The organism is Cryobacterium sp. Hz9 (assembly GCF_004402825.1).
GTDB lineage: Bacteria > Actinomycetota > Actinomycetes > Actinomycetales > Microbacteriaceae > Cryobacterium > Cryobacterium gelidum.
Genome location: NZ_SOFC01000023.1, coordinates 1 through 18,003 on the forward strand (window position 1 = coordinate 1; position 18,003 = coordinate 18,003).

General features: G+C 60.7%; 16 protein-coding genes and 1 pseudogene. 6 read left to right on the top strand and 11 right to left on the bottom strand.

Annotation, left to right across the window (positions count from 1 at the left end; genetic code table 11):
* Positions 1-912, top strand: a 912-nt coding sequence (locus tag E3N85_RS12465; protein ID WP_166783953.1) for a multicopper oxidase family protein, incomplete at its 5' end; no start/stop codon positions are given.
* Positions 913-2,016: 1,104 nt separating this feature from the next.
* Here E3N85_RS12465 and E3N85_RS12470 read toward each other — a convergent pair.
* A complete protein-coding gene (locus E3N85_RS12470) occupies positions 2,017-2,712 on the bottom strand; it encodes a hypothetical protein (protein WP_134463649.1) in 696 nt (231 codons plus the stop codon).
* A 44-nt stretch (positions 2,713-2,756) separates the two neighbouring features.
* Positions 2,757-3,017, bottom strand: a complete 261-nt coding sequence (locus E3N85_RS16375; protein ID WP_166783951.1) for a hypothetical protein — start codon at positions 3,015-3,017, stop codon at positions 2,757-2,759.
* Between the two features lie 10 nt (positions 3,018-3,027).
* Here E3N85_RS16375 and E3N85_RS12475 point away from each other — a divergent pair.
* Both E3N85_RS12475 and E3N85_RS12485 read left to right on the top strand, forming a co-directional pair.
* A pseudogene (locus E3N85_RS12475) lies at positions 3,028-4,222 on the top strand (type IV secretory system conjugative DNA transfer family protein); the annotation flags it as partial.
* Positions 4,223-5,044: 822 nt separating this feature from the next.
* Positions 5,045-5,485 (top strand): hypothetical protein, encoded by a 441-nt coding sequence (locus E3N85_RS12485; RefSeq protein WP_134463651.1) that lies wholly within the window; start codon positions 5,045-5,047, stop codon positions 5,483-5,485.
* A gap of 1,404 nt (positions 5,486-6,889) precedes the next feature.
* Here E3N85_RS12485 and E3N85_RS17000 read toward each other — a convergent pair.
* The 3 genes from E3N85_RS17000 to E3N85_RS12495 form a co-directional block, all read right to left on the bottom strand.
* Complete coding sequence (locus E3N85_RS17000; protein ID WP_255453892.1) at positions 6,890-7,012, bottom strand: hypothetical protein; 123 nt, start codon at positions 7,010-7,012, stop codon at positions 6,890-6,892.
* A 255-nt stretch (positions 7,013-7,267) separates the two neighbouring features.
* Positions 7,268-7,636 carry a hypothetical protein gene (locus tag E3N85_RS12490; protein ID WP_134463653.1) on the bottom strand — a complete coding sequence of 123 codons (369 nt, stop codon included), beginning with the start codon at positions 7,634-7,636 and terminating at the stop codon, positions 7,268-7,270.
* Between the two features lie 16 nt (positions 7,637-7,652).
* The gene (locus E3N85_RS12495; protein WP_206751245.1) at positions 7,653-7,850 is read right to left on the bottom strand and encodes a DNA-binding protein; all 198 of its coding nucleotides are present in this window, start codon (positions 7,848-7,850) and stop codon (positions 7,653-7,655) included.
* A 731-nt stretch (positions 7,851-8,581) separates the two neighbouring features.
* Between E3N85_RS12495 and dhaK the strand changes: the two genes are divergently transcribed.
* The 3 genes from dhaK to E3N85_RS12515 are packed head-to-tail and all read left to right on the top strand — an operon-like array spanning position 8,582 to position 11,126.
* Positions 8,582-9,583, top strand: a complete 1,002-nt coding sequence (gene dhaK / locus E3N85_RS12505) for a dihydroxyacetone kinase subunit DhaK (protein WP_134463659.1) — start codon at positions 8,582-8,584, stop codon at positions 9,581-9,583.
* A 1-nt stretch (position 9,584) separates the two neighbouring features.
* Positions 9,585-10,220, top strand: coding sequence for a dihydroxyacetone kinase subunit DhaL (gene dhaL / locus E3N85_RS12510; RefSeq protein ID WP_134463661.1), 636 nt, complete (start codon positions 9,585-9,587; stop codon positions 10,218-10,220).
* Between the two features lie 48 nt (positions 10,221-10,268).
* Positions 10,269-11,126 (top strand): SMP-30/gluconolactonase/LRE family protein, encoded by an 858-nt coding sequence (locus E3N85_RS12515; protein WP_166783954.1) that lies wholly within the window; start codon positions 10,269-10,271, stop codon positions 11,124-11,126.
* Positions 11,127-11,128: 2 nt separating this feature from the next.
* Here E3N85_RS12515 and E3N85_RS12520 read toward each other — a convergent pair whose 3' ends face one another.
* From E3N85_RS12520 to E3N85_RS12545, 6 genes are all read right to left on the bottom strand, one after another.
* Positions 11,129-12,106, bottom strand: coding sequence for a sugar kinase (locus E3N85_RS12520; protein ID WP_134463665.1), 978 nt, complete (start codon positions 12,104-12,106; stop codon positions 11,129-11,131).
* Positions 12,103-12,768, bottom strand: a complete 666-nt coding sequence (locus E3N85_RS12525) for a bifunctional 4-hydroxy-2-oxoglutarate aldolase/2-dehydro-3-deoxy-phosphogluconate aldolase (protein ID WP_134463667.1) — start codon at positions 12,766-12,768, stop codon at positions 12,103-12,105. The genes E3N85_RS12520 and E3N85_RS12525 overlap by 4 nt, the downstream gene beginning before the upstream one ends.
* A gap of 73 nt (positions 12,769-12,841) precedes the next feature.
* On the bottom strand, positions 12,842-14,080 hold the full coding sequence (locus E3N85_RS12530; RefSeq protein ID WP_134463669.1) for a sugar ABC transporter substrate-binding protein: 1,239 nt from the start codon (positions 14,078-14,080) through the stop codon (positions 12,842-12,844).
* Between the two features lie 2 nt (positions 14,081-14,082).
* Positions 14,083-15,093: an ABC transporter permease gene (locus E3N85_RS12535; RefSeq protein WP_134463671.1), complete on the bottom strand. Its 1,011-nt coding sequence runs from the start codon at positions 15,091-15,093 to the stop codon at positions 14,083-14,085.
* The gene (locus tag E3N85_RS12540; protein WP_166783955.1) at positions 15,090-16,100 is read right to left on the bottom strand and encodes an ABC transporter permease; all 1,011 of its coding nucleotides are present in this window, start codon (positions 16,098-16,100) and stop codon (positions 15,090-15,092) included. Before E3N85_RS12540 ends, E3N85_RS12535 begins: the two co-directional genes overlap by 4 nt.
* A gap of 62 nt (positions 16,101-16,162) precedes the next feature.
* On the bottom strand, positions 16,163-17,836 hold the full coding sequence (locus E3N85_RS12545; protein ID WP_134463675.1) for a sugar ABC transporter ATP-binding protein: 1,674 nt from the start codon (positions 17,834-17,836) through the stop codon (positions 16,163-16,165).
* Between the last annotated feature and the right edge of the window lie 167 nt (positions 17,837-18,003).

Sequence of the window (18,003 nt, forward strand, 5' to 3'; positions counted from 1 at the left end):
ACCCTCGATTCCACGGGAACTATCCCGGCGGCCACAGCCATGGAGAAAATGTCCGGACGCGAGGGAGACCTGGTCCTCGTCAACGGACAACTCACCCCCGGCATGACTGCCCGTCCTGGCGAACGGGAACGATGGCGCATCATCAATGCCTGCGTGTCCCGCTATCTGCGGCTGCGCCTCGACGGGCAGCAGATGTCCCTTCTCGCAATCGACTCCGGACGTTTCGAAGCCGCGCACGAAGTCGATGAGGTTGTGCTGGCTCCTGGAAACCGGGCCGACCTTTTCGTCACCGGCACAGCCGGCACCTCCGTACTGCGCGCCCACGCCTATGACCGAGGCCATTCCGGCAGGATGATGATGGGAGGCGCAGGCTCCGCTGGAGCCGCCGACATCGCGCTGGCCACATTCACCGTGGACGGTGACGCCGTCGCCATAGTCGCCGCGACACCCGGCCAGCCCGTTCCACGTGACCTACGCGCGGCTACCGTAACCGCCCGACGCGAGTTGATCTTCGCGATGGGAATGGGCGGGGATACGGATGGCGGCATGGGTGGGGGCATGATGTCAGCCACGATCAACGGCCAGGTATTCGATGCCACCCGGATCGACACGACCGTGCAATTCGACACCGTGGAGGACTGGTTGCTGACGAATACCAGCCCGCTCGATCACCCCATGCACTTGCACGTGTGGCCGATGCAGATCATTGAACAGTCAGGCCAGCCCGTCGAAACCATCATGTGGCAGGACGTCGTGAACATCCCGGCACGCAGCACCGTGCGTGTACGTATCGCGTTTGACGACTTCAGCGGACGTACCGTGTACCACTGCCACATCCTTGACCACGAAGACAGCGGAATGATCTCTCCAAGGAGAAAACAGAAGCGAGTAATATGCGCTCTGGTCCGCTGAAGCACGGTGCGGGCTTCGTCGCTGAATCTGTGCAACGCAGCGTGTAGCGGCGCTTTTTTCTGACGCGAAAGCCGCGCCCTTACCAGACCTCGGAACGAGGATGTCCTCACCCCGGCCGTTGTCAGGCGTTAGCGTCCGAGTAACCGGGACCAGAATGACCCGGTCGATTTTTCGTTCACGTGCCCGGCGCATTGTTGGTTGCGTGGCACGCCGCGCATTACCTGATCAATGTGCTGGCCGCAGCCCGCCCACGTTGTTTTTTGCACACCTTGCAGGTGACGGAACGTTACATAATAAATCTCCAGTCAATAGGGTGAACGGGGGCGCGATCCCGGGCTCGCTGAGGATTCCCCTCGCCGAGCTGAGCCAGCGCCACGCCCAAGCGCCCGCCGGGCCCGTGATCATCCACTGTGCCAGCGCGGCCGGATCTCTGGTTTTTGCGAGCGTGCTGGCGGGAAGGTTCGTCCTCCCGCAGTTCCGTCTTCCCGACGGCCTTATCGGCGCCGGTCTCACGGTGTCTAAGCACCCCTCGAGGAGGCGATACCGACCTAGCTGATTGAACCGGATGCGACATGCATGTCGACGACGTTTTGGCCGACATCCCAGCAAGTCAGCAGTGCATCTGCACACCCCGCTTGAACTTCTCACCGCCCGCGGGCGGCGCGAGGTTTTCAGCTAGCTCCGCATGGATCGTGTCGATCTCGAACCCCGCGAACGCAACGCCCGACTGCGGTTAGCCGCCGTACAGCACGTTGTCACTGCGGTTAGCGGTGCTTTTCGTGAGTTCATCGAGGATTGTCTTCTGGCCTCGCGTTGACGCAGAGGCTGCCAACGGTGGTGAGGGCGTCTCCGGGGGCCTGTGTAGCGGTGCAGTCTGGGAAGTGGCGTCGTCGTGGCTGGCGCGGTATGGAACGCCAGCGCGTCCGACTCCGACGTCGGTTCTCTCGCCGCGGAACACCAAGCGGCTTACACGGCTACCGGCCCGAGCATGCCCGAGCAGGCGCCGGAATAGAGGCGTTCTATCGAAGGATGAGATCCAGGACCGTACGGCACTGTGCGCGCTCGCACGGCGCCTGGACCTCAACCTTGGCCAGACGCTTCTAGCTAGTGCAGAACTCCGCAGGCGACCGGGTCGGTCGCCTCAGCGGGGAGGGTGGGGTCGAGCTCGCTCGCACCCTGGGGATCGCTGAAGTTGTACGTTCCGTTGCCGTCGTAGTCGTTTCCGTGGATCACTACGACGCCTTCGCCACCGCGAATGGCCTTGGCGATCTGCGCGGCAGTGCCGAGCCCTCCGGCTCCCGGATAGCCAGTTCCGGCCACGTCCGTGAATCGGATGTTGGTGCGAAGGTAGCTATAGGTGCCGTTTTTCGAGACGGGGAACCGGGAAACGTCCAGGAAACTGGCCGGCGTGGTGTCTCCGCTGGTGTTCAAGGACACAACAACGGGGCCGTAGGCCGGAACACCCTCAGCGGTGTTCAGTCGTCCGTCGCCGTTACTGTCCAACGCCAGCGTAGGGCACTCATTCATGGCCTGTTGGCCGTAGTGGATGTGCTGGGCGTGGGGAGCATTGGGCGTCAAACCCTTCGCGCGGATTCCGATCGCCCGGATTGTCTCGCCGCGAACGACGGCGATGACCTTACCCGACGCTCCAGAGTCGTTAAGCTCCGTGAGGTGGGCGGTCAGCACCACGTTACCGCGCACCGATTTCGGGACATGCGCTGACGCTGGCGCAGCGCCCAGCGACAAGACGATTAGCGCGGCTGCACTTGCGCCGAGCACCAGCTTGATGTTCTTCTTCACGATTCACTCCTATGTGTCCTCGCCCATCGGGACGATCCCGACGATCAATGCGACAGCGGTGATACGTGGCCCTCAGCCAAATGCATTGGCATTTTTCGCACGCACGCACGCTTGCGGCGAAGAGTATCCGCAAATCGAGCTTCCTGACAGTGGTGGTTGCCAAGACTTCGGCTGATCAAATCAAATTCCGCTGCCGAAATCGCTGGGATGGACGTCGCAATGCGCAGCCGCACGATATAAGCAGCACCCCGGATATCCTCGAGCGCAACCCGGTTTGTGGGCACGCGCGCAATGGACTCCTGCATAGCGAGATGCATCCTCAAGCGCGCAGCGCACCTTCGGCCGTCCCTCACGAAAGCCGGCCCCAGCGACGTCGGGTATCGAATCGGCCGATCGCGCAACACCGAGGTCTGGGCGAGTGTTGAGGACTCGATCCTGGTCATCGGCCCGCCGCGCTCCGGCAAGGGGGCTCACATCGTGATCAACGCCATCCTCGATGCCCCCGGCCCGGTCGTGACCACCTCGACGCGCCCCGAAAACCTCACGACCACGCTGCGCGCCCGTCAACAGCTTGGACCCGTCGCGGTGTTCGATCCGACAGCTGGCGGCCGGCGTGCCCGTGGGGCTGCGGTGGTCACCGATTCGCGGCTGCAAAGACCCACTCACGGGCATGATCCGCGCAGCGGGGCTCGCCGCCGGAACCGGACTGGCCGCTGGCGGCGTCGACGGCGGAGGATTCTGGGAAGCCAAAACCGGCACAGCCCTACAGTCGTTGCTGCACGCCGCAGCGCTCGACCACTGCCCGCCCGCCGAACTGTTTCGGTGGACTCTCGACCCGGCCGCCGCCCATGACGCGGTCTCCATCCTGCTGAGCACTCCCGCCGCGGCCACCGGTTGGGGCGACGCGCTCCGGGCCATGCTCGAAGCCGACCCACGCACACGCGACTCAATCTGGCGAGGCGTCTCCCTGTCATTGGGTGCCTTCGCTGACCCACGAGTGCTGGACCCCGTCTCACCGCCGGAAGGCGAGGAGTTCGACCCTGCGGGTTCTTGCGCAGCAATGGCACCCTTTACCTGCTCGCAATTGGCGCGGGGTCGAACAACTCGGCCGCACTCGTGTCGGCGTTTGTCGAGGACCTCATGGAGACCGGGCGCCGCATCGCGGCTCGAAGCGCGCGGGTGCACGACTCGACCCGCCGCTGCTCGCCCTCGACGAGTTCGGCAACCTGGCGCCACTCTCCTTGCTTCCCACGCTCATGGCGGAAGGCGGCGGCACCGGCATTACGACCATGCCGGTGCTGCAATCCCTCGCCCAGGCACGCACGAACTGGAGCGACAACGCGGCCGGAACCATCTGGGACTCCTCGATCGTCAAGATCGTGATCGGCGGAACCGATCCAACTCAAGCGACCTGCACGACCTCTCGACCCTCATCGGCGACCGCGACGATTCCATTAACTCGACCACGATCGGTGATCGCGGCTCACGGTCATCGCAGCGCTCCATCCGTTGCGCACGTCGTCCTGCCCAATATCAGCCGCTTCCGCACCACGAGCGCGCGGCCGGGCCACCTCTGCCGGTTGGTTGTTAATGGGTACGGTCGCAGGTCGAGGTGGATGCGGGTCCACACGGTTATATCGGGCATGCGAACAAACTCCGGATACGGACCGACACCCGCAGCTCGTCGCAACTTCGCAACTTCGCAACTTCGCCAGATCGTCGGTCACGCCCGATCCCTCGCTGGACACACCCCAACCAATCACTTCCGCCCAAAACCGGCCAAGCGCTGAGTCATCCCGAGCCTTAAAATTCACTTGAACTAATCGAAGCGCCATGGTGCGCGGGCCTGATCGTGGAAATCACCGGACACGCCGGTCCCGTCGGAGTGACTCAGTTAGACCCCAGTCCGGCGCGTCAAACCGGAACACCGATCAAGGGACAGTCTCTGTCACCCTCGCGTCGACATTGGATATGTGGGCAGCATAAGAAAGACCAACGGTGGACTTGGAGCCCACAACATTTCTCGCCCAGAAGACGCCCGATGACCGACTCGTTCTGGGCGCTGACGCGACGGCACGCGGTGTCGCCGATGGCTCAGCCTCCGAGTAGCCCTCCGATTTCAAGACTCCTTCCGAGCTCAACCTGGCAGCTACGCTTTGCCGGGCAATGGAGCTTCGCTGGGCTTCGTCCTACGAGACACCGAGCTCTCGGGCGTTCCTTAGCTTCCGCACCCGTTCAGGGGCGGGAGGCTTTCGCCTGTGGACGATAGAGTGCAGGAGCTGTCATACCGCGTCGACTCGTACATCATCGCTCCAAGTTCAGTGGGGATGCCGTGAAGAAGATCTTGGGTGCAATACTCATTTGCATCGTTGTCATCGCACTGTCGGCGTTCTTCATCGTCAGATCCCTCGAGGACCGGGTCACCGACGAGTTCGTGGCGCAGATGTCGAGGCTGGCAATCCCCGGGGACTGGGAGCCGCTGGACGACATCGTCCGCCGCGAACAATTTCTGTGCATGAGCATGAGCACGAACCCGAGTATCGCCCGGCGCTGGCAAGCAGACACGGCGATGACCGTCCAAGATGTAAAACAGATTGGTGCTCCGGCGGACGTCATCTTTTCCGTGGAGGGGACGTGTCAGCGGCCAGCCACGGCGACCGGGCCCACGACCTTGTGCATCGGGTACGCAACCAAGGACGGCTACAAGTACCAGCTGACGGTGAGCAGCGAGCTGGCTGGTCTCCAGATGGCGTTGAGCGTGCGCCCGTCCTGAACGCGGGCACCTAGGCGAAAAAACTCCCCGCTCACGCGCCGTGTGCTGGCGCGAAGTGGGGGTACGTGCGCGGGGCGCCCCACATGTAGCTTGAGACCGATTCATCGCGGCAATGAGCCGCGTCGCTTTTCCACCTGTCCGAAATATCCTGCTACAGCTACTACACGGGGTAATTCTGTAAGCCGAAGCTTTTCCTGGCCCTAGGCGCGATGACGGCGCTCTTGGCGCCCCTCGTCAGCATGCCGGCGGCCTACGCTGTCGATCCGTTGACAATCTTCTGGAGGAAGCCAACGCGGCGAGGGGACAGCGAAACACACGGTCACCGTAAACGGTGACACCGTCGGCATGATCGGGGACCATGGTCATGTCGAGAACTGACTACAACCGGAGAGCGATGCTTGATACTTACGGGCCAAGAGACAGGGGCGCCCAATTCACGATGTGACCGTCAACGGAAATGCGCATGTGGGCGTCATCGATGATCACGCCCACATGGAGAATGTCACGCCTCGCCGACCGGCCGCTTGGCTAATGGTGGCCGGTTCGTCGCCGCCCTTGGCGTCGGCCTTCAAGCCTCGTACAGATATTGAGGACAAGATCACTGGCACCCTGCGACCGGTTCTCTGCGGGGGTGGGGACATGGGAAAGTCCCAATTGGCCGTCAGAGCCTACACGTCCAGCTCAGCGGACGTGCAAGTGTGGGTAGCCGGCGTCGGCCGAGTCGTGGTCACCCTGAATGGTACGAAGTTCGTTGCCGGCGACGGCCAACAGCATTACATCGACCTCGTTGCTCCTGGTTCCAGTGTTTCTTGCCAGGCCGGCGCAATCACGGTCGGAGCGAAGACCACAACGGACTCCAAAATTACACTCAGACTAATCACTCCCGGCGCCCTCTCAATAAATGGCCCAAAGACCATAAACGCAAGCGGAGACGTCGGCTGCGTCAAAGCCTCTGGCATGGTCACGGTCCACAATGAATGACGTCGACAAAGGACATGTCAGCCGACACAGTCTGCACCTCCTCTGGACGGTGCCTCTGGCATTAGCACCCGGTTATGTTGCGGCTTCACTGGCGCGATTCGAGCGCTGCGGGATCGATCAGTGCCTTGGTGACCCCGGAGGATTCGCATCACCAAGCGCGTCAAACGGAGTCACGGCGGCAATCGTTGCGGGGGTATGCATGTTCGCGGCTCTGGCGCTCACCCCGTGGTTTCGCCCGGGCTGGCTTAGGCTCAATTTCAGCCTCATCCTCTCGGTCCTCGTGGCTGTCTTTTGGATTTGGAGAATTCTCTTCACGAGATGATTTAATGAGACCCACCGGAGATCTGCCTGTGGATTATCAATCCACTCGAAAATCCATGCAACCGAGGTATGGGCCCTGGAACCGCTTTGCAGGAGCGCAAATCAAGGCACAAGAAACGTCATGGTGACGGTACCGAGGATCAGCAGGGCGTGCAGGATGGTGCGGTTGCGCAGTGTGCCCTTTGACATTTTGCGCCGACCGGGAATCGCAGTGGTGCAGATCATCACTTGTCCTCTCGGGTGGCGCCACGGCTGATCAGTGTCATGGCCAGCAGCAAGGCGAACAGGATTAAGCGGCGAGGTGGCCGGCGGTTTCGAAGTGCTTGCCGGCGACTTCGGTGAGGAGCCGGGCTCGGCCCTGACGCCGACTCCGGGCATGCTCGTCTGGGCAAGGAAAAGAAGTGCGCCTCCACCAGCTTCTCGACCTCGACGGCGAAATCAGACCGTTGCCGGCGCAGGAGGAAGTGATCCAACAGGCCTCTACCCAATCAGCCGCGCTCCCCCGCACCGAGGCACAATGATTACGCGGGCAGTCGTCTCGTCGGACTCGTGGGTCGAGTACGACAGGCTGCCCGCCTTCGCGCGGGTGAGGATCTGCGAAAGCCACAGCTCGACGGCGTCAGCGATCGTACTCGACGGCGCGAGCGCTCCGGTGCCACCGGTAGTCAGTGCCATCGCCTGCCGACGGACATCAGCGCGCGCCTTCTCCTCGGTGTCGTCCACGGCAGAGAGGCCATGCACGGCGCCACTGTCGTGACGCATGGATGCGCGATCACGATACCGGCCGCTCGGAAGGACATCGACGACGATGTTGCCCAGTTCACCAGCGAGAATCTGCGGCCTAACCATGCCGATGCTCCTGAACCTAGGTGAGCACGCCCTGCAGGTCGGAACGCACGTACCGGCCGAGCTTCAGATACGGCGGCCCTGCCTGCATCACACACCAGTTCTCCAGCGTGCGCTCGGGCAGACGGAGCAGCTCGGAAAGCCCGCCCTGGGTGAGAAACGTGGGAGTGATTTGCGTCGCTGCGTCCATACCCAACAGGTGCGCGAACGACGTCACAAGCAGCCCGCCTGTGCCGTGACAGGCCCGTGTCGGCCCGGGCAGCAGAAGCCACCAGTAACCCCGAAGAGGGTTTTTGTTGTAATTTCCGGTAATCGGCCCTGTTTTGGGCCTGAAGGAAAGGATGGGCGATCAGTGATTTCGCCGCGGAATCCTGCGCCTGTCAGTGCTGGGGTACCTGGACTCGAATCAAGACTGAATGGTAGTCGTCTTGGCCTTGTCGCGAACCCGCAAAAGGGGCGGAATTCCTCGGTCGTCATGCTCGTCATGCTCGTCATGCTCGTCATGCTCGTCATGCTCGTCATGCTCGTCATGCTCGTCATGCTCGTCATGCTCGTCATGCTCGTCATGCTCGTCATGCTCGTCATGCTCGTCATGCTCGTCATGCTCGTCANCATGCTCGTCAGTGTATGCATTGTACGGAGATCTACAGGCGGATTCTGCGCGCATTCCGGGGGTCTGGGCGCGTTTCTGGTCACATTAAAATGTGGCGGGATTCAAGGTTTCTTGACCACAAGGTTTTGAAGTGAGCGGATCGGTTGATCAGGTGAGTACGCATCAACCCAGACAATTTGCACCTTAACAAACTCACTGGGCGCGTTGAATCGGTCATTTGACACGAACATCTATGTCCATTAGTGTTCAGACCATCTGATTACCTGTTCTCACCTGAGACGCAGCGCTGCGGTGTTTGGATTCAGAACCACGCGATGGAGCGAAGGGTGCCCTCGATGAAGAAGTTCCTGAACGACCCGGCGCATGCCGTGACGGATTACCTCGTAGGTTTGGCCGCAGCGCATCCGACGATCGTGAAATTTGATGCCGCCCACCGCATCATTGTGCGCGCAGCGGATCCCCGGACCGGCAAGGTCGGGCTGATTGCGGGGGGAGGTTCTGGTTGCGAGCCGCTCCATACCGGTTTCGTGGGTCACGGCATGCTCGACGCTGCCTGCCCCGGCGAAATTTTCACCTCCCCGGTTCCGAAACAGATCGTGGCCGCGACACGAGCAGCGGACCGCGGCTCTGGAGTACTACACGTGATCAAGAATTTTAGCGGCGAGGTGATGAACTTCGGTATGGCCACCGAACTGCTTGCTTTCGAAGGAATTGCGATTGACTCCGTGCTTATTGACGACGACGTCTCCATTCCGGACATGCCAGGTACGGCCGGAAGACGAGGGCTAGGGGCTACCGTGCTGGTTGAAAAGATCGCGGGGGCCGCGGCCGAGCGCGGCGATGACCTGGCATCCGTAACGTGTATTGCTCGCCGAGTGAATGCCCGCACGCGCACATTCGGGGTTGGTTTAAGCTCGTGCACGCCGCCGCTTCGCGGAAAGCCGATATATGACTTGCCCGATGACGAGATCGAATTCGGCATCGGTATTAGCGGTGAACCCGGTCGGGAACGCGTGGCTATGAGAAATGTCCAAGAAATCGCCAGAACCATGATTGCTGAAGTCCTGGCCGATCTGCGGCCAACTCCGGGCGCTGCGCTGCTCGTCATGGTCAATGGGATGGGCGCGACCCCGCTTAGCGAGCTATACGTGCTCTACGGAGAGTGTGATCAAGCGCTCCGCTCGGCAGGGCTGAACCCGGTGCGCAGCCTTGTGGGGAACTATGTCACCTCCCTCGACCAAGCCGGGGCAGCCCTGACCATTCTCGAACTTGACGACGAAATGACAGTTTTGTGGGATGCACCGGTGCGTACTTCCTCGATTACGTGGGGCGCTTAGCATGAACGGTCGCGTAGATACCGCACAATTAGCCGCCTGGATGTGCGAATGTTCCCGTCTGACCGACGTGCACATCGACACGTTAAATGATTTGGATGCGACGGGTGGGGATGCCGACCACGGCTCCAACTTGGAACGCGGCTTCACGGCCGCGACTGCGTCAGGCTTCAGCGAAAAAATGACATCACCGCGCGAACTTCTTAAACATGTGGGTTCGACGATCGTCGACATCGTAGGTGGTTCTAGCGGCGCTCTTTATGGCACCTTCTTCTTGCGCATGGCGTTAGCAAGCGGGGAACTCAAGTGGGTGGACGGCGCTACTTTTGCCCAGATGCTTCGAGCTGGGGGCCAAGGAATCATCGATCGCGGTGGAGCGCAGGTCGGTGATAAAACTCTCTATGACTCGTTAGCGCCGGCTATCGCTGCCCTAGATAATGCTTTAGTCGCCGGCGAAACTTTGGCCAGCGCCCTGCAAATGGCGGCCGAAGCCGCCGACGCCGGGCGGGACAGCACCGTGGCTTTGGCTGCTCGCAAGGGACGGGCGAGCTATCTTGGTGACCGAACTATCGGCTACGCCGATGCAGGCGCCACATCAATGGCCCTAGTGCTTCGCGCAGCCGCGACCACCCTAATCTGACTCGTGCGCGCACCAAACATTGATTCTCACGCTTCGCCCAAGGTCCACGTGGCGCTCGAAGCCGCGTCCGACATTGCCGAAAGTCCATGGTGGGACACCGAGCGGGCGCAACTGCTCTGGGTAGATATTCCCAGAGGAGAGATCCATTATTTTGATCCGGTTTCCGGCAGTGACGGCAGCATGAGCGTGGGCCAGCCGGTCGGGGCAGTGGTAGGTCGGCGGTCTGGCGGTGTGGCTTGTGCGGTGCGAGACGGGATTGGCTTTGCGAATCTAGAGACGGGGGCGTTCGAACTGGCTCTTCCCATCGAATTAGATCGCATAACTAACCGTATGAACGACGGCGCTTGTGACGCCGAGGGCCGGCTCTGGGTCGGCACGATGGACACTAATTTGCGCCGTGGGGCTGGAAGCCTTTACCGCGTATCGGCTGATCTGGCCTCATCGAAGATAATTTCACCGGTGTCGATCTCTAATGGCCTCGACTGGAGTCCTGACGGTCAAACCATGTACTACATCGACTCCTTGACTCGAAAAATTGTCGCTTGGGATTTCGAAGCCGGGACCGGATCTCTGAGCAACAGTCGGACGCTTGTGCAAACCCCCGATGAAGTGGCCACTCCTGACGGAATGGCCGTCGACGCGCAGGGCTGCTTGTGGGTTGCGATGTGGGATGGTGGCAGCGTACGTCGGTATAGCCCCACGGGTGAGCTGTTGACGGTGATTGATCTGCCCGTCTCGCGGGTCACCAGTGTTGCTTTCGGCGGTGTGCGCCTAGATCAACTCTTCATCACGTCTGCCCGTGCAGGGCTAACTCCGAATCAACTGGAACGCGAACCCCTCGCCGGGTCGATCTTTGTAGTCGACCCGCAAGTTAACGGCCTGGCCCCACACCGCTTTGCCGGCTAAGCTCAGCGGATCACGGGTTCCGTCGCACCGAGGAGGCCGAGTTCGCTTCGAAAAGGCATTCCCTCCCAATCGCCGGCTACCGTGCACGCGAAGGCGCCAACGGACACCGCCGTTATCAAACGTACGGCTACTGGTGAACCACGGTGAAGCTCCGATAAGTAGCCCGCAACGAATCCGTCGCCTGCGCCCACGGTATCTTCAACGGTGACGGGGACGGCGGCCTGTTCGTAACTGATCTCGTTGACGCGGGCGAAGCATCCGTGCTCGCCAAGTTTAATGATGACCTGTTTTGGACCCAGATCACCCAGGCGTCGGGCGGTCTCAGCCACACTTCCGGTAACGCCTACGGCAATGGCTGCCTCGGACTCGCCTGCGAAAACGACATCTGCGAGCCCGATCAAGTCGAGGTATGTGTGACGAGCCTCTTCAGCACCCCAGAGTTTTGAACGGTAGTTGAGGTCGAACGACACGAGGACTCCCGCTTCGCGGGCACTATGCATGGCGTGGCGGGTAGCTTGCGCGGCAGACTCCGACAGAGCGGGGGTTATCCCGGTGACATGCAGCAGGCCCGCTCGACGAATTAGTTCCTCCGGCATATCTGCGGGCTCAAGTCGAGAACCGGCACTGCCCGCTCGGTAGTACCACACTCTGGTGGCCGAGGCCATCCGGCGTTCCTTGATCATTAGACCGGTGGGGGCGTCATCGTCGACTATAACGACCGTGTTCACGCCTTCAGCGGCCAGCTCCCGCCTAATAAGATCCCCGAGACTATCGCGCCCCACCCGGCCCAGCCAAGTGACAGGGGTGCCGAGGCGGCTTAGTGCAATTGCAACGTTGCTTTCCGCGCCGCCCATCCCCAATTGAACGTGGCGGCTGAGAGCGAGCATTCCGGGCACTGAGGCTCGAAAGAGTCCCATGGTTTCGCCAAACGTCACCACGCCTCCGAGGGGAACGCCGCCTGTCCTGACTCCTTCGGTCATGAAGCGCTCCGATGGCTGGCAATAAGTTGCACGGCTCGATCGGCTCTTTTCTTCATTTCGTTCAGACTGCCGCCCGTGAAGGCATCCCCAATGAGTGGCCCCCCCACCGAGACCGCCAACGCCCCCGCTCGAAGCCAAGGCAGCACATCATCCAGATTTACCCCACCGGAAGGAATGATCTGAATATCAGGAAAGGGACCGCGCAGTTGCCCAACATAGTCAACGCCTACGGTTGACGCCGGAAATATCTTCACCGCCGTGGCGCCAGCCGTCCAGCCCTGGTGTAGTTCTGTGGGCGTAAGACCGCCAGGATAAACCGGTACGCCTCGGTCGCACGCTAGATGCACTAAGTCGACGTTCATTGTGGGAGTCACCAAAAAGTCGGCTCCCGCCTCCAAAGCGAGCTCCGCCTGATTCAGGTTGGTAATAGTGCCTACGCCGAGGTCCACAGTGGCAGGGATGAGCTGGCGGAGTTCTGCGAAAAGTTCGACAGTTCCCGGTGTGCTCAAGGTCAACTCGATGGACCGAATGCCCGCGGCAGCGAGAACACGAACGACCGGGGCATAGTTGCGTGCATGTGGTGCCCGCAGGACGGCAATAAGTGGGAATTCGAGAAGAGCGGAGGAAGGAAAGGTACGTGAGGTGCTGGCCCGAAGTGCCATGGTGTGGATTATTCCTTTGCTATTGGTAACAGGACGACGCTTCGGACCGGCCAAATCAGCTCAATGCCAAGAACTAGTACGTTTTGGAGGGCTGCAGGGCATTATTGATGTACGCCTGAGCTGCCGCTACGTTCTTCTTGGTTACGACCCGGGTGGGGACATCGATGAATTTGCCGACCGATTCACCCAGAACAACGTTCTGAAAAATCGTGTCGATGAAGGTGCGCCCCTGATCTACGGATCCCACGTCGATGGTGGCTGTCAGTTTGCCGGCGGCGATGGAGTCCATGCCCGAAATCAGCCCGTCGGCGCCGACAATAACGATGCCTTCTTTGCCGTCCCACGACTTCAACCCGGCTGCGTCCACGGCCTGCAGCGCTCCGAGGGCCATATCTTCGTTTTCACCGTAGATGGCGTTCACGTCACGGAACCGGGTGAGCAGGTCCTGAGCAGCGTTCAGGCCTTTTTCCCGAACATAGCCACCGTCGGCGGTGCCGACAACTTTCATGCCGGGGTTTTCTTCCATAGCCTTGGCAAATCCAATCAGGCGAGCTTTGGTCCAATCGGATCCCGACGGGCCCATGATTTGAATGACCGTTCCCTTGCCGCCGAGCGTGTCCGCGATAAATTTGCCGGCCAGATAGCCCGACTGCCAGCGATTGTCGTAGCCGATGTTGGAGACAGTGCTGATCTGCTCTGGCGCATAGATCTCCACGGGCTGGTTGAACTGGAAAACGGCCGTACCACTAGCCGAAGCTTCCTGATAGACGTCTTGCATCGTGGCGAAGTTTGCTCCGGTGCACACCAGGACCGCGTCGAACTTGCGGGTGGTCCAACCGCGTACGGTGCTGATCTGCTGCTCGACAGCATCAAAGTTCCCGGTGGGTGAGGAGCGTTCCCACTTCCACTTCACACCGTACGCCGCTTCCAGCTCTGCCATCCTGCCGAAGGCTGCGCTTTCCATCTGCTTGAAGAACTCCGACAGAATCGGAGGGGTCCAGCCAATTTGTAGCTCACGACCAGCGACGAGCTTCTTGATTTCGGCGTCGTAAGACGAGCCGCCTATGCTGCCGGCCGCGACGCCACCACCAGTGGCGCCGGATCCGGTTGAGGCCACCGTCGTGCATGCCGAGAGAAGACCCGTCGTGGCGATAACCCCAGCCCCCAGTCCCATCGAGGTGAGCAGGCTACGGCGTGATACTCCGCTTTTCTTGGGCTCGGAAATGTTTTCTGAAGCAGACACTTTTTCTACCTTTCGCTTTGTGTAGTGAGTTTCAGCTCGTCGGAGTCGACGGTCTGGGTGTACCGGCAAGGTCAGGCGTGTGCCAGCCTCATCGTGAGCCGTACCGAGCGAGCTCTGATGAGCGAACTCATTCGGTCGAAGAGAACGGCCAGGAGCAAAACCCCTCCGGTCACAATTTGCTGCCAGCTCGAACTCACCCCAGCGATGTTGATGGCGTTCGCAGTAAGGCTGAGCACTAGGGCCCCGATTACGGCCCCGAAGGCGGTTCCCCGGCCGCCACCGAGTGCGGCACCCCCGATGATTGCGGCCGCGATGGCGGCAACCTCGTAACCGAGACCCATAGTGGGGGCGACAGTGGTGTTTCGCCCGGCCATGATCATGCCGGCCACCCCGGCCATCAGCCCGCTGATCATGTAGGCGATCACCTTTACTCTGGCAACGGGGACGCCCGAAAGCACGGCGGCGTGAGGGTTGCTGCCGAGCCCATAGGCGTGCCGTCCGTAACTCGTGTACTTCAATACAACGGCGACAACGACAACGGCGACAATTGCGATCAGAATGGGCACGGTGATGAAACCAAACGGTTGCGCGAGGCCGCTGATGACGTAATATTCCGGCAGCATGTAGCCGATGATCGGTATACCCCCGGTCCACAAGAAGAGCGCTCCGCGAGCTACACCGAGCATTGCCAGAGTGGCGATAAAATCGGGCAGTCCCAGCCGGGTGATCATGAGTCCGTTTACCAAGCCGAGAAACGCTCCGGCTGCCATCGTGGCCACAAGGCCGAGAATCAGCGGCGCACCGCCAGCGATCAAGTAAGCCCCGACCCCAGCGCTTAATCCCATGACCGAGCCGACCGAGAGATCGATACCCCCGGTGATCAGTACCACGGTCATGCCGATTGCCAACAACAAGACGAACACCATCTGGTTGGAGACGTTGCTTGCATTGATAGCGGTGAAGAAATTAGGGAAGGCCACCGACATGACGACGATGAGGATAACCAGCAGAAAGATGGCACCAGAACTTGGGTTCGCCATGAGTCGGGTGAACCGCGGGCTCGGGGCAGAAGTGGGCTTCATATCGTGTTCCTCACAGACGAACGGGTACCGGATGTTGATGGAACTGCGGGAGAAACGGAGCTCAAGTCATCCGTCTCAGCCGGAACGCCACGTTTTCGGGTGGCTGCAGCCAACTGTTTGATGACCCATTTCTGTACCGCGCGGTCGAAGGCCACGGCGATGACGATGCTGGCGCCAGTAACGATGCTGAACCACAGCGGATCAACCCCGATCAGTTGCAGTCCCTGGGCCATGGTGGCCAAAAACAGCGCGCCGATAACGGCTCGCCAGACGCTCCCGCGGCCACCCGCAAGCGACACGCCTCCCAAAACCGCGGCCGCAATGGCGCTCAATTCATACCCCTGGCCAAGGCCCGGCTGCACCGAGTTCAGATGTGAAGCCAAGAGCACGCCGGCAAGTCCGGCGATCGTGCCCGAGAGCAAATAGACGCTGAAAGTGAGGCTACGTACCGACACACCGGCTAAGAAGGCGGCCCGAGGATTCGTGCCGACGGCGAAGACCCTGCGGCCGAACGTGGTGAAGAGCAGCATCCACTCGAGTACGGCCACGATGATCAGCGTGATCACCACACCGCTCGGGATGCCCAGAATGCTCCCCTTCGTGAGCCAGGCGAACGCGGGCGAAGCCACACCGGTCAGCTGCGTGCTGTTAGTGAGCACCTGTAAGGCACCGGCCCCGATGCTGAGCGTCGCCAGCGTCACGATGAAGGCGTTGATCTCCATGACTGCGATCACGAAGCCGTTGATGATCCCAAAAATCATTCCCGTTCCGACACCCGCCAGTACCGCGAGCGGCAGGGGCCCGTCGTTCATCAGGACCAGCATTGTAGTTGCGGCGCTCAGCCCCGTGGCCGCGCCCACGGATAGGTCGAACCCACCTACGATGAGCACAAAGGTCATGCCCGCCGCGAGGATAATGATGAAGACCGACTGGGTCAGCAGATTGGCGATGTTCTCTTGAGTCAGGAAGAACGGCGAGGCCATGGTGAAGAAGACCGTGGCGAGCACCAGGCCAGCGGCAACGGGTAACCCGTCGATCGCGACCACCTGAGTCAGTCGTTCCCGGACACTCATCGTGTTTCCTCGTCTGCTCGGTTCTTCTGCGCTGAATTTGCAACTGTTGAATCTGCTTCGGCCGCAGCGGGATTGGTTTGCTTCGCTGCCCGGGCCACCAAAGCCATGATGTTTTCCGCCAGTTCGTTATCGGATTCGACACCGGTATTTCTATGACGTCCGGCAAGTTCGCCCACCAGACGCCCTTCACGCATGACGACAATGCGGTCACTAAGGCTCACGAGTTCCGGCAATTCGGAGGAGATCACAATTGCGGCGCCGCCCTGGTCTACGAACTCATAGATGAGGCGGTAGATGTCGGTTTTTGCGGCAACGTCGATCCCCTGGGTCGGCTCATCAAAGATCAGCAGCGACGGCTGGCTGAAAAGGCTGCGTGCGATGATCACTTTCTGCTGATTTCCACCGCTGAGAGTGCCGATTTTCTGCGTCACAGCGCTGCATCGAATGCCCAGCTCCGTGACGATGCGCCGGGCCGCGGTCCTTTCCTTGCGGTTGTTCAGCACGATGGCGCCGGTCGAGACCGTGTGCAAGCTAGAAATGGAGATGTTCTGCTCGATCGACATCGTGCCCAGGATGGACTGCGTTTTTCGCTCCTCCGGAACGAGGGAGATTCCGAGCTGGGAGGCCTGTTGGGGATTCTTGATCAAAACTTTGCGGCCTCGAACGAAGACCTCACCGCTGTCGGGGCGGTCCGCGCCGAGAATGATTCGGGCCAATTCGGTGCGGCCGGCGCCGGCGATGCCGGCAATGCCGAGAATCTCGCCCTGTCGCACCGTCAGCGAAATGTCTCGCAGCAGGGGCAGCCGAGTGACGTCACTCATCCGCAGCACCTCTGCCTGCTCGGTGCCAGAGGAGGTCACGCGCCCGTCATGCACACTGGACAACTCCCCTAAATTGCGGGTGCGGCCAACCATAAGTCGCACCAGAGAGTCGGGGGTCTGGTCGGCCGGGGTCACGTGGGCCACCCAACGGCTGTCACGGAGAACAGTAATCACATCCGCAAGGCCGAATAGTTCATCAAGGCGGTGAGTCACCCACAATATGGCCACACCACGCTCTCGCATGCGCAGCATGTGATCAAACAGCATCTGCCGTTCGTTGTCTTCCAAGCCGGACGTGGGCTCGTCCAAGATAACCACTCGAGCGTCGAAAGCAAGCGCTTTGAGGATCTGTACAACGTGCTGCTTGAGGGCTCCGAGGCTGCCCGTCGGCAGCTCCAGGTCAGCTTTGCTCAGACCGAATTCGTCGCTGAGAGCTTCAACACGGCGACGCATGGCCCGTTCATCTAGGAACGGACCGCGCTTGAGTTCGCGGCCGAAGAATACGTTCTCGATTACAGTCAGGTGAGGAGCCAAGGTCTGCTCTTGGTAGATGGTACTGATGCCCAAGTCCTGGGCCTGCCGGGGGCTGGTGAAATTGCGCACTTGACCGTCGACGAGCATCTCTCCACTGTCGGGAGGGGTAATTCCGGACAACAGGCCAATTAGAGTCGACTTGCCGGCACCATTTTCTCCAAGGAGGGCATGGATCTCTCCTGCGCGGAGGACCAGACTTACATCGTCAAGGGCAACGACCCCGGGGTACCGCTTACCCAGCCCGCGAGCTTCCACGATCGCCGGCAACGTGCCGAGCCTGGGCTCTGATGCCATCTTCATATCGGTGGAATACATTCATGCTCCTTTGCATGTAATGAGGACGAAGGTACCTAGGATGGCGACTTCACGAGAGTGGAGATCTGGTTAAGAGGTAATCAGGTGGTCTGAACTCTTTCAGCATAGTTCTGGGTTGTCAAGAAGTTTCTAGAGGGAGTGCCGATTTAAGAGTTGTAGGAGACGAT

Bases quoted from the DNA above. Each gene is read 5' to 3' on its own strand.
- E3N85_RS17000 (WP_255453892.1), bottom strand. From the start codon at position 7,012: ATGATCTGCACCACTGCGATTCCCGGTCGGCGCAAAATGTCAAAGGGC.
- E3N85_RS16375 (WP_166783951.1), bottom strand. From the start codon at position 3,017: ATGCAGGAGTCCATTGCGCGCGTGCCCACAAACCGGGTTGCGCTCGAG.
- E3N85_RS12545 (WP_134463675.1), bottom strand. From the start codon at position 17,836: ATGTATTCCACCGATATGAAGATGGCATCAGAGCCCAGGCTCGGCACG.
- E3N85_RS12520 (WP_134463665.1), bottom strand. From the start codon at position 12,106: ATGACCGAAGGAGTCAGGACAGGCGGCGTTCCCCTCGGAGGCGTGGTG.
- E3N85_RS12525 (WP_134463667.1), bottom strand. From the start codon at position 12,768: ATGGCACTTCGGGCCAGCACCTCACGTACCTTTCCTTCCTCCGCTCTT.
- E3N85_RS12490 (WP_134463653.1), bottom strand. From the start codon at position 7,636: ATGGTTAGGCCGCAGATTCTCGCTGGTGAACTGGGCAACATCGTCGTC.
- E3N85_RS12535 (WP_134463671.1), bottom strand. From the start codon at position 15,093: ATGAAGCCCACTTCTGCCCCGAGCCCGCGGTTCACCCGACTCATGGCG.
- dhaL (WP_134463661.1), top strand. From the start codon at position 9,585: ATGAACGGTCGCGTAGATACCGCACAATTAGCCGCCTGGATGTGCGAA.
- dhaK (WP_134463659.1), top strand. From the start codon at position 8,582: ATGAAGAAGTTCCTGAACGACCCGGCGCATGCCGTGACGGATTACCTC.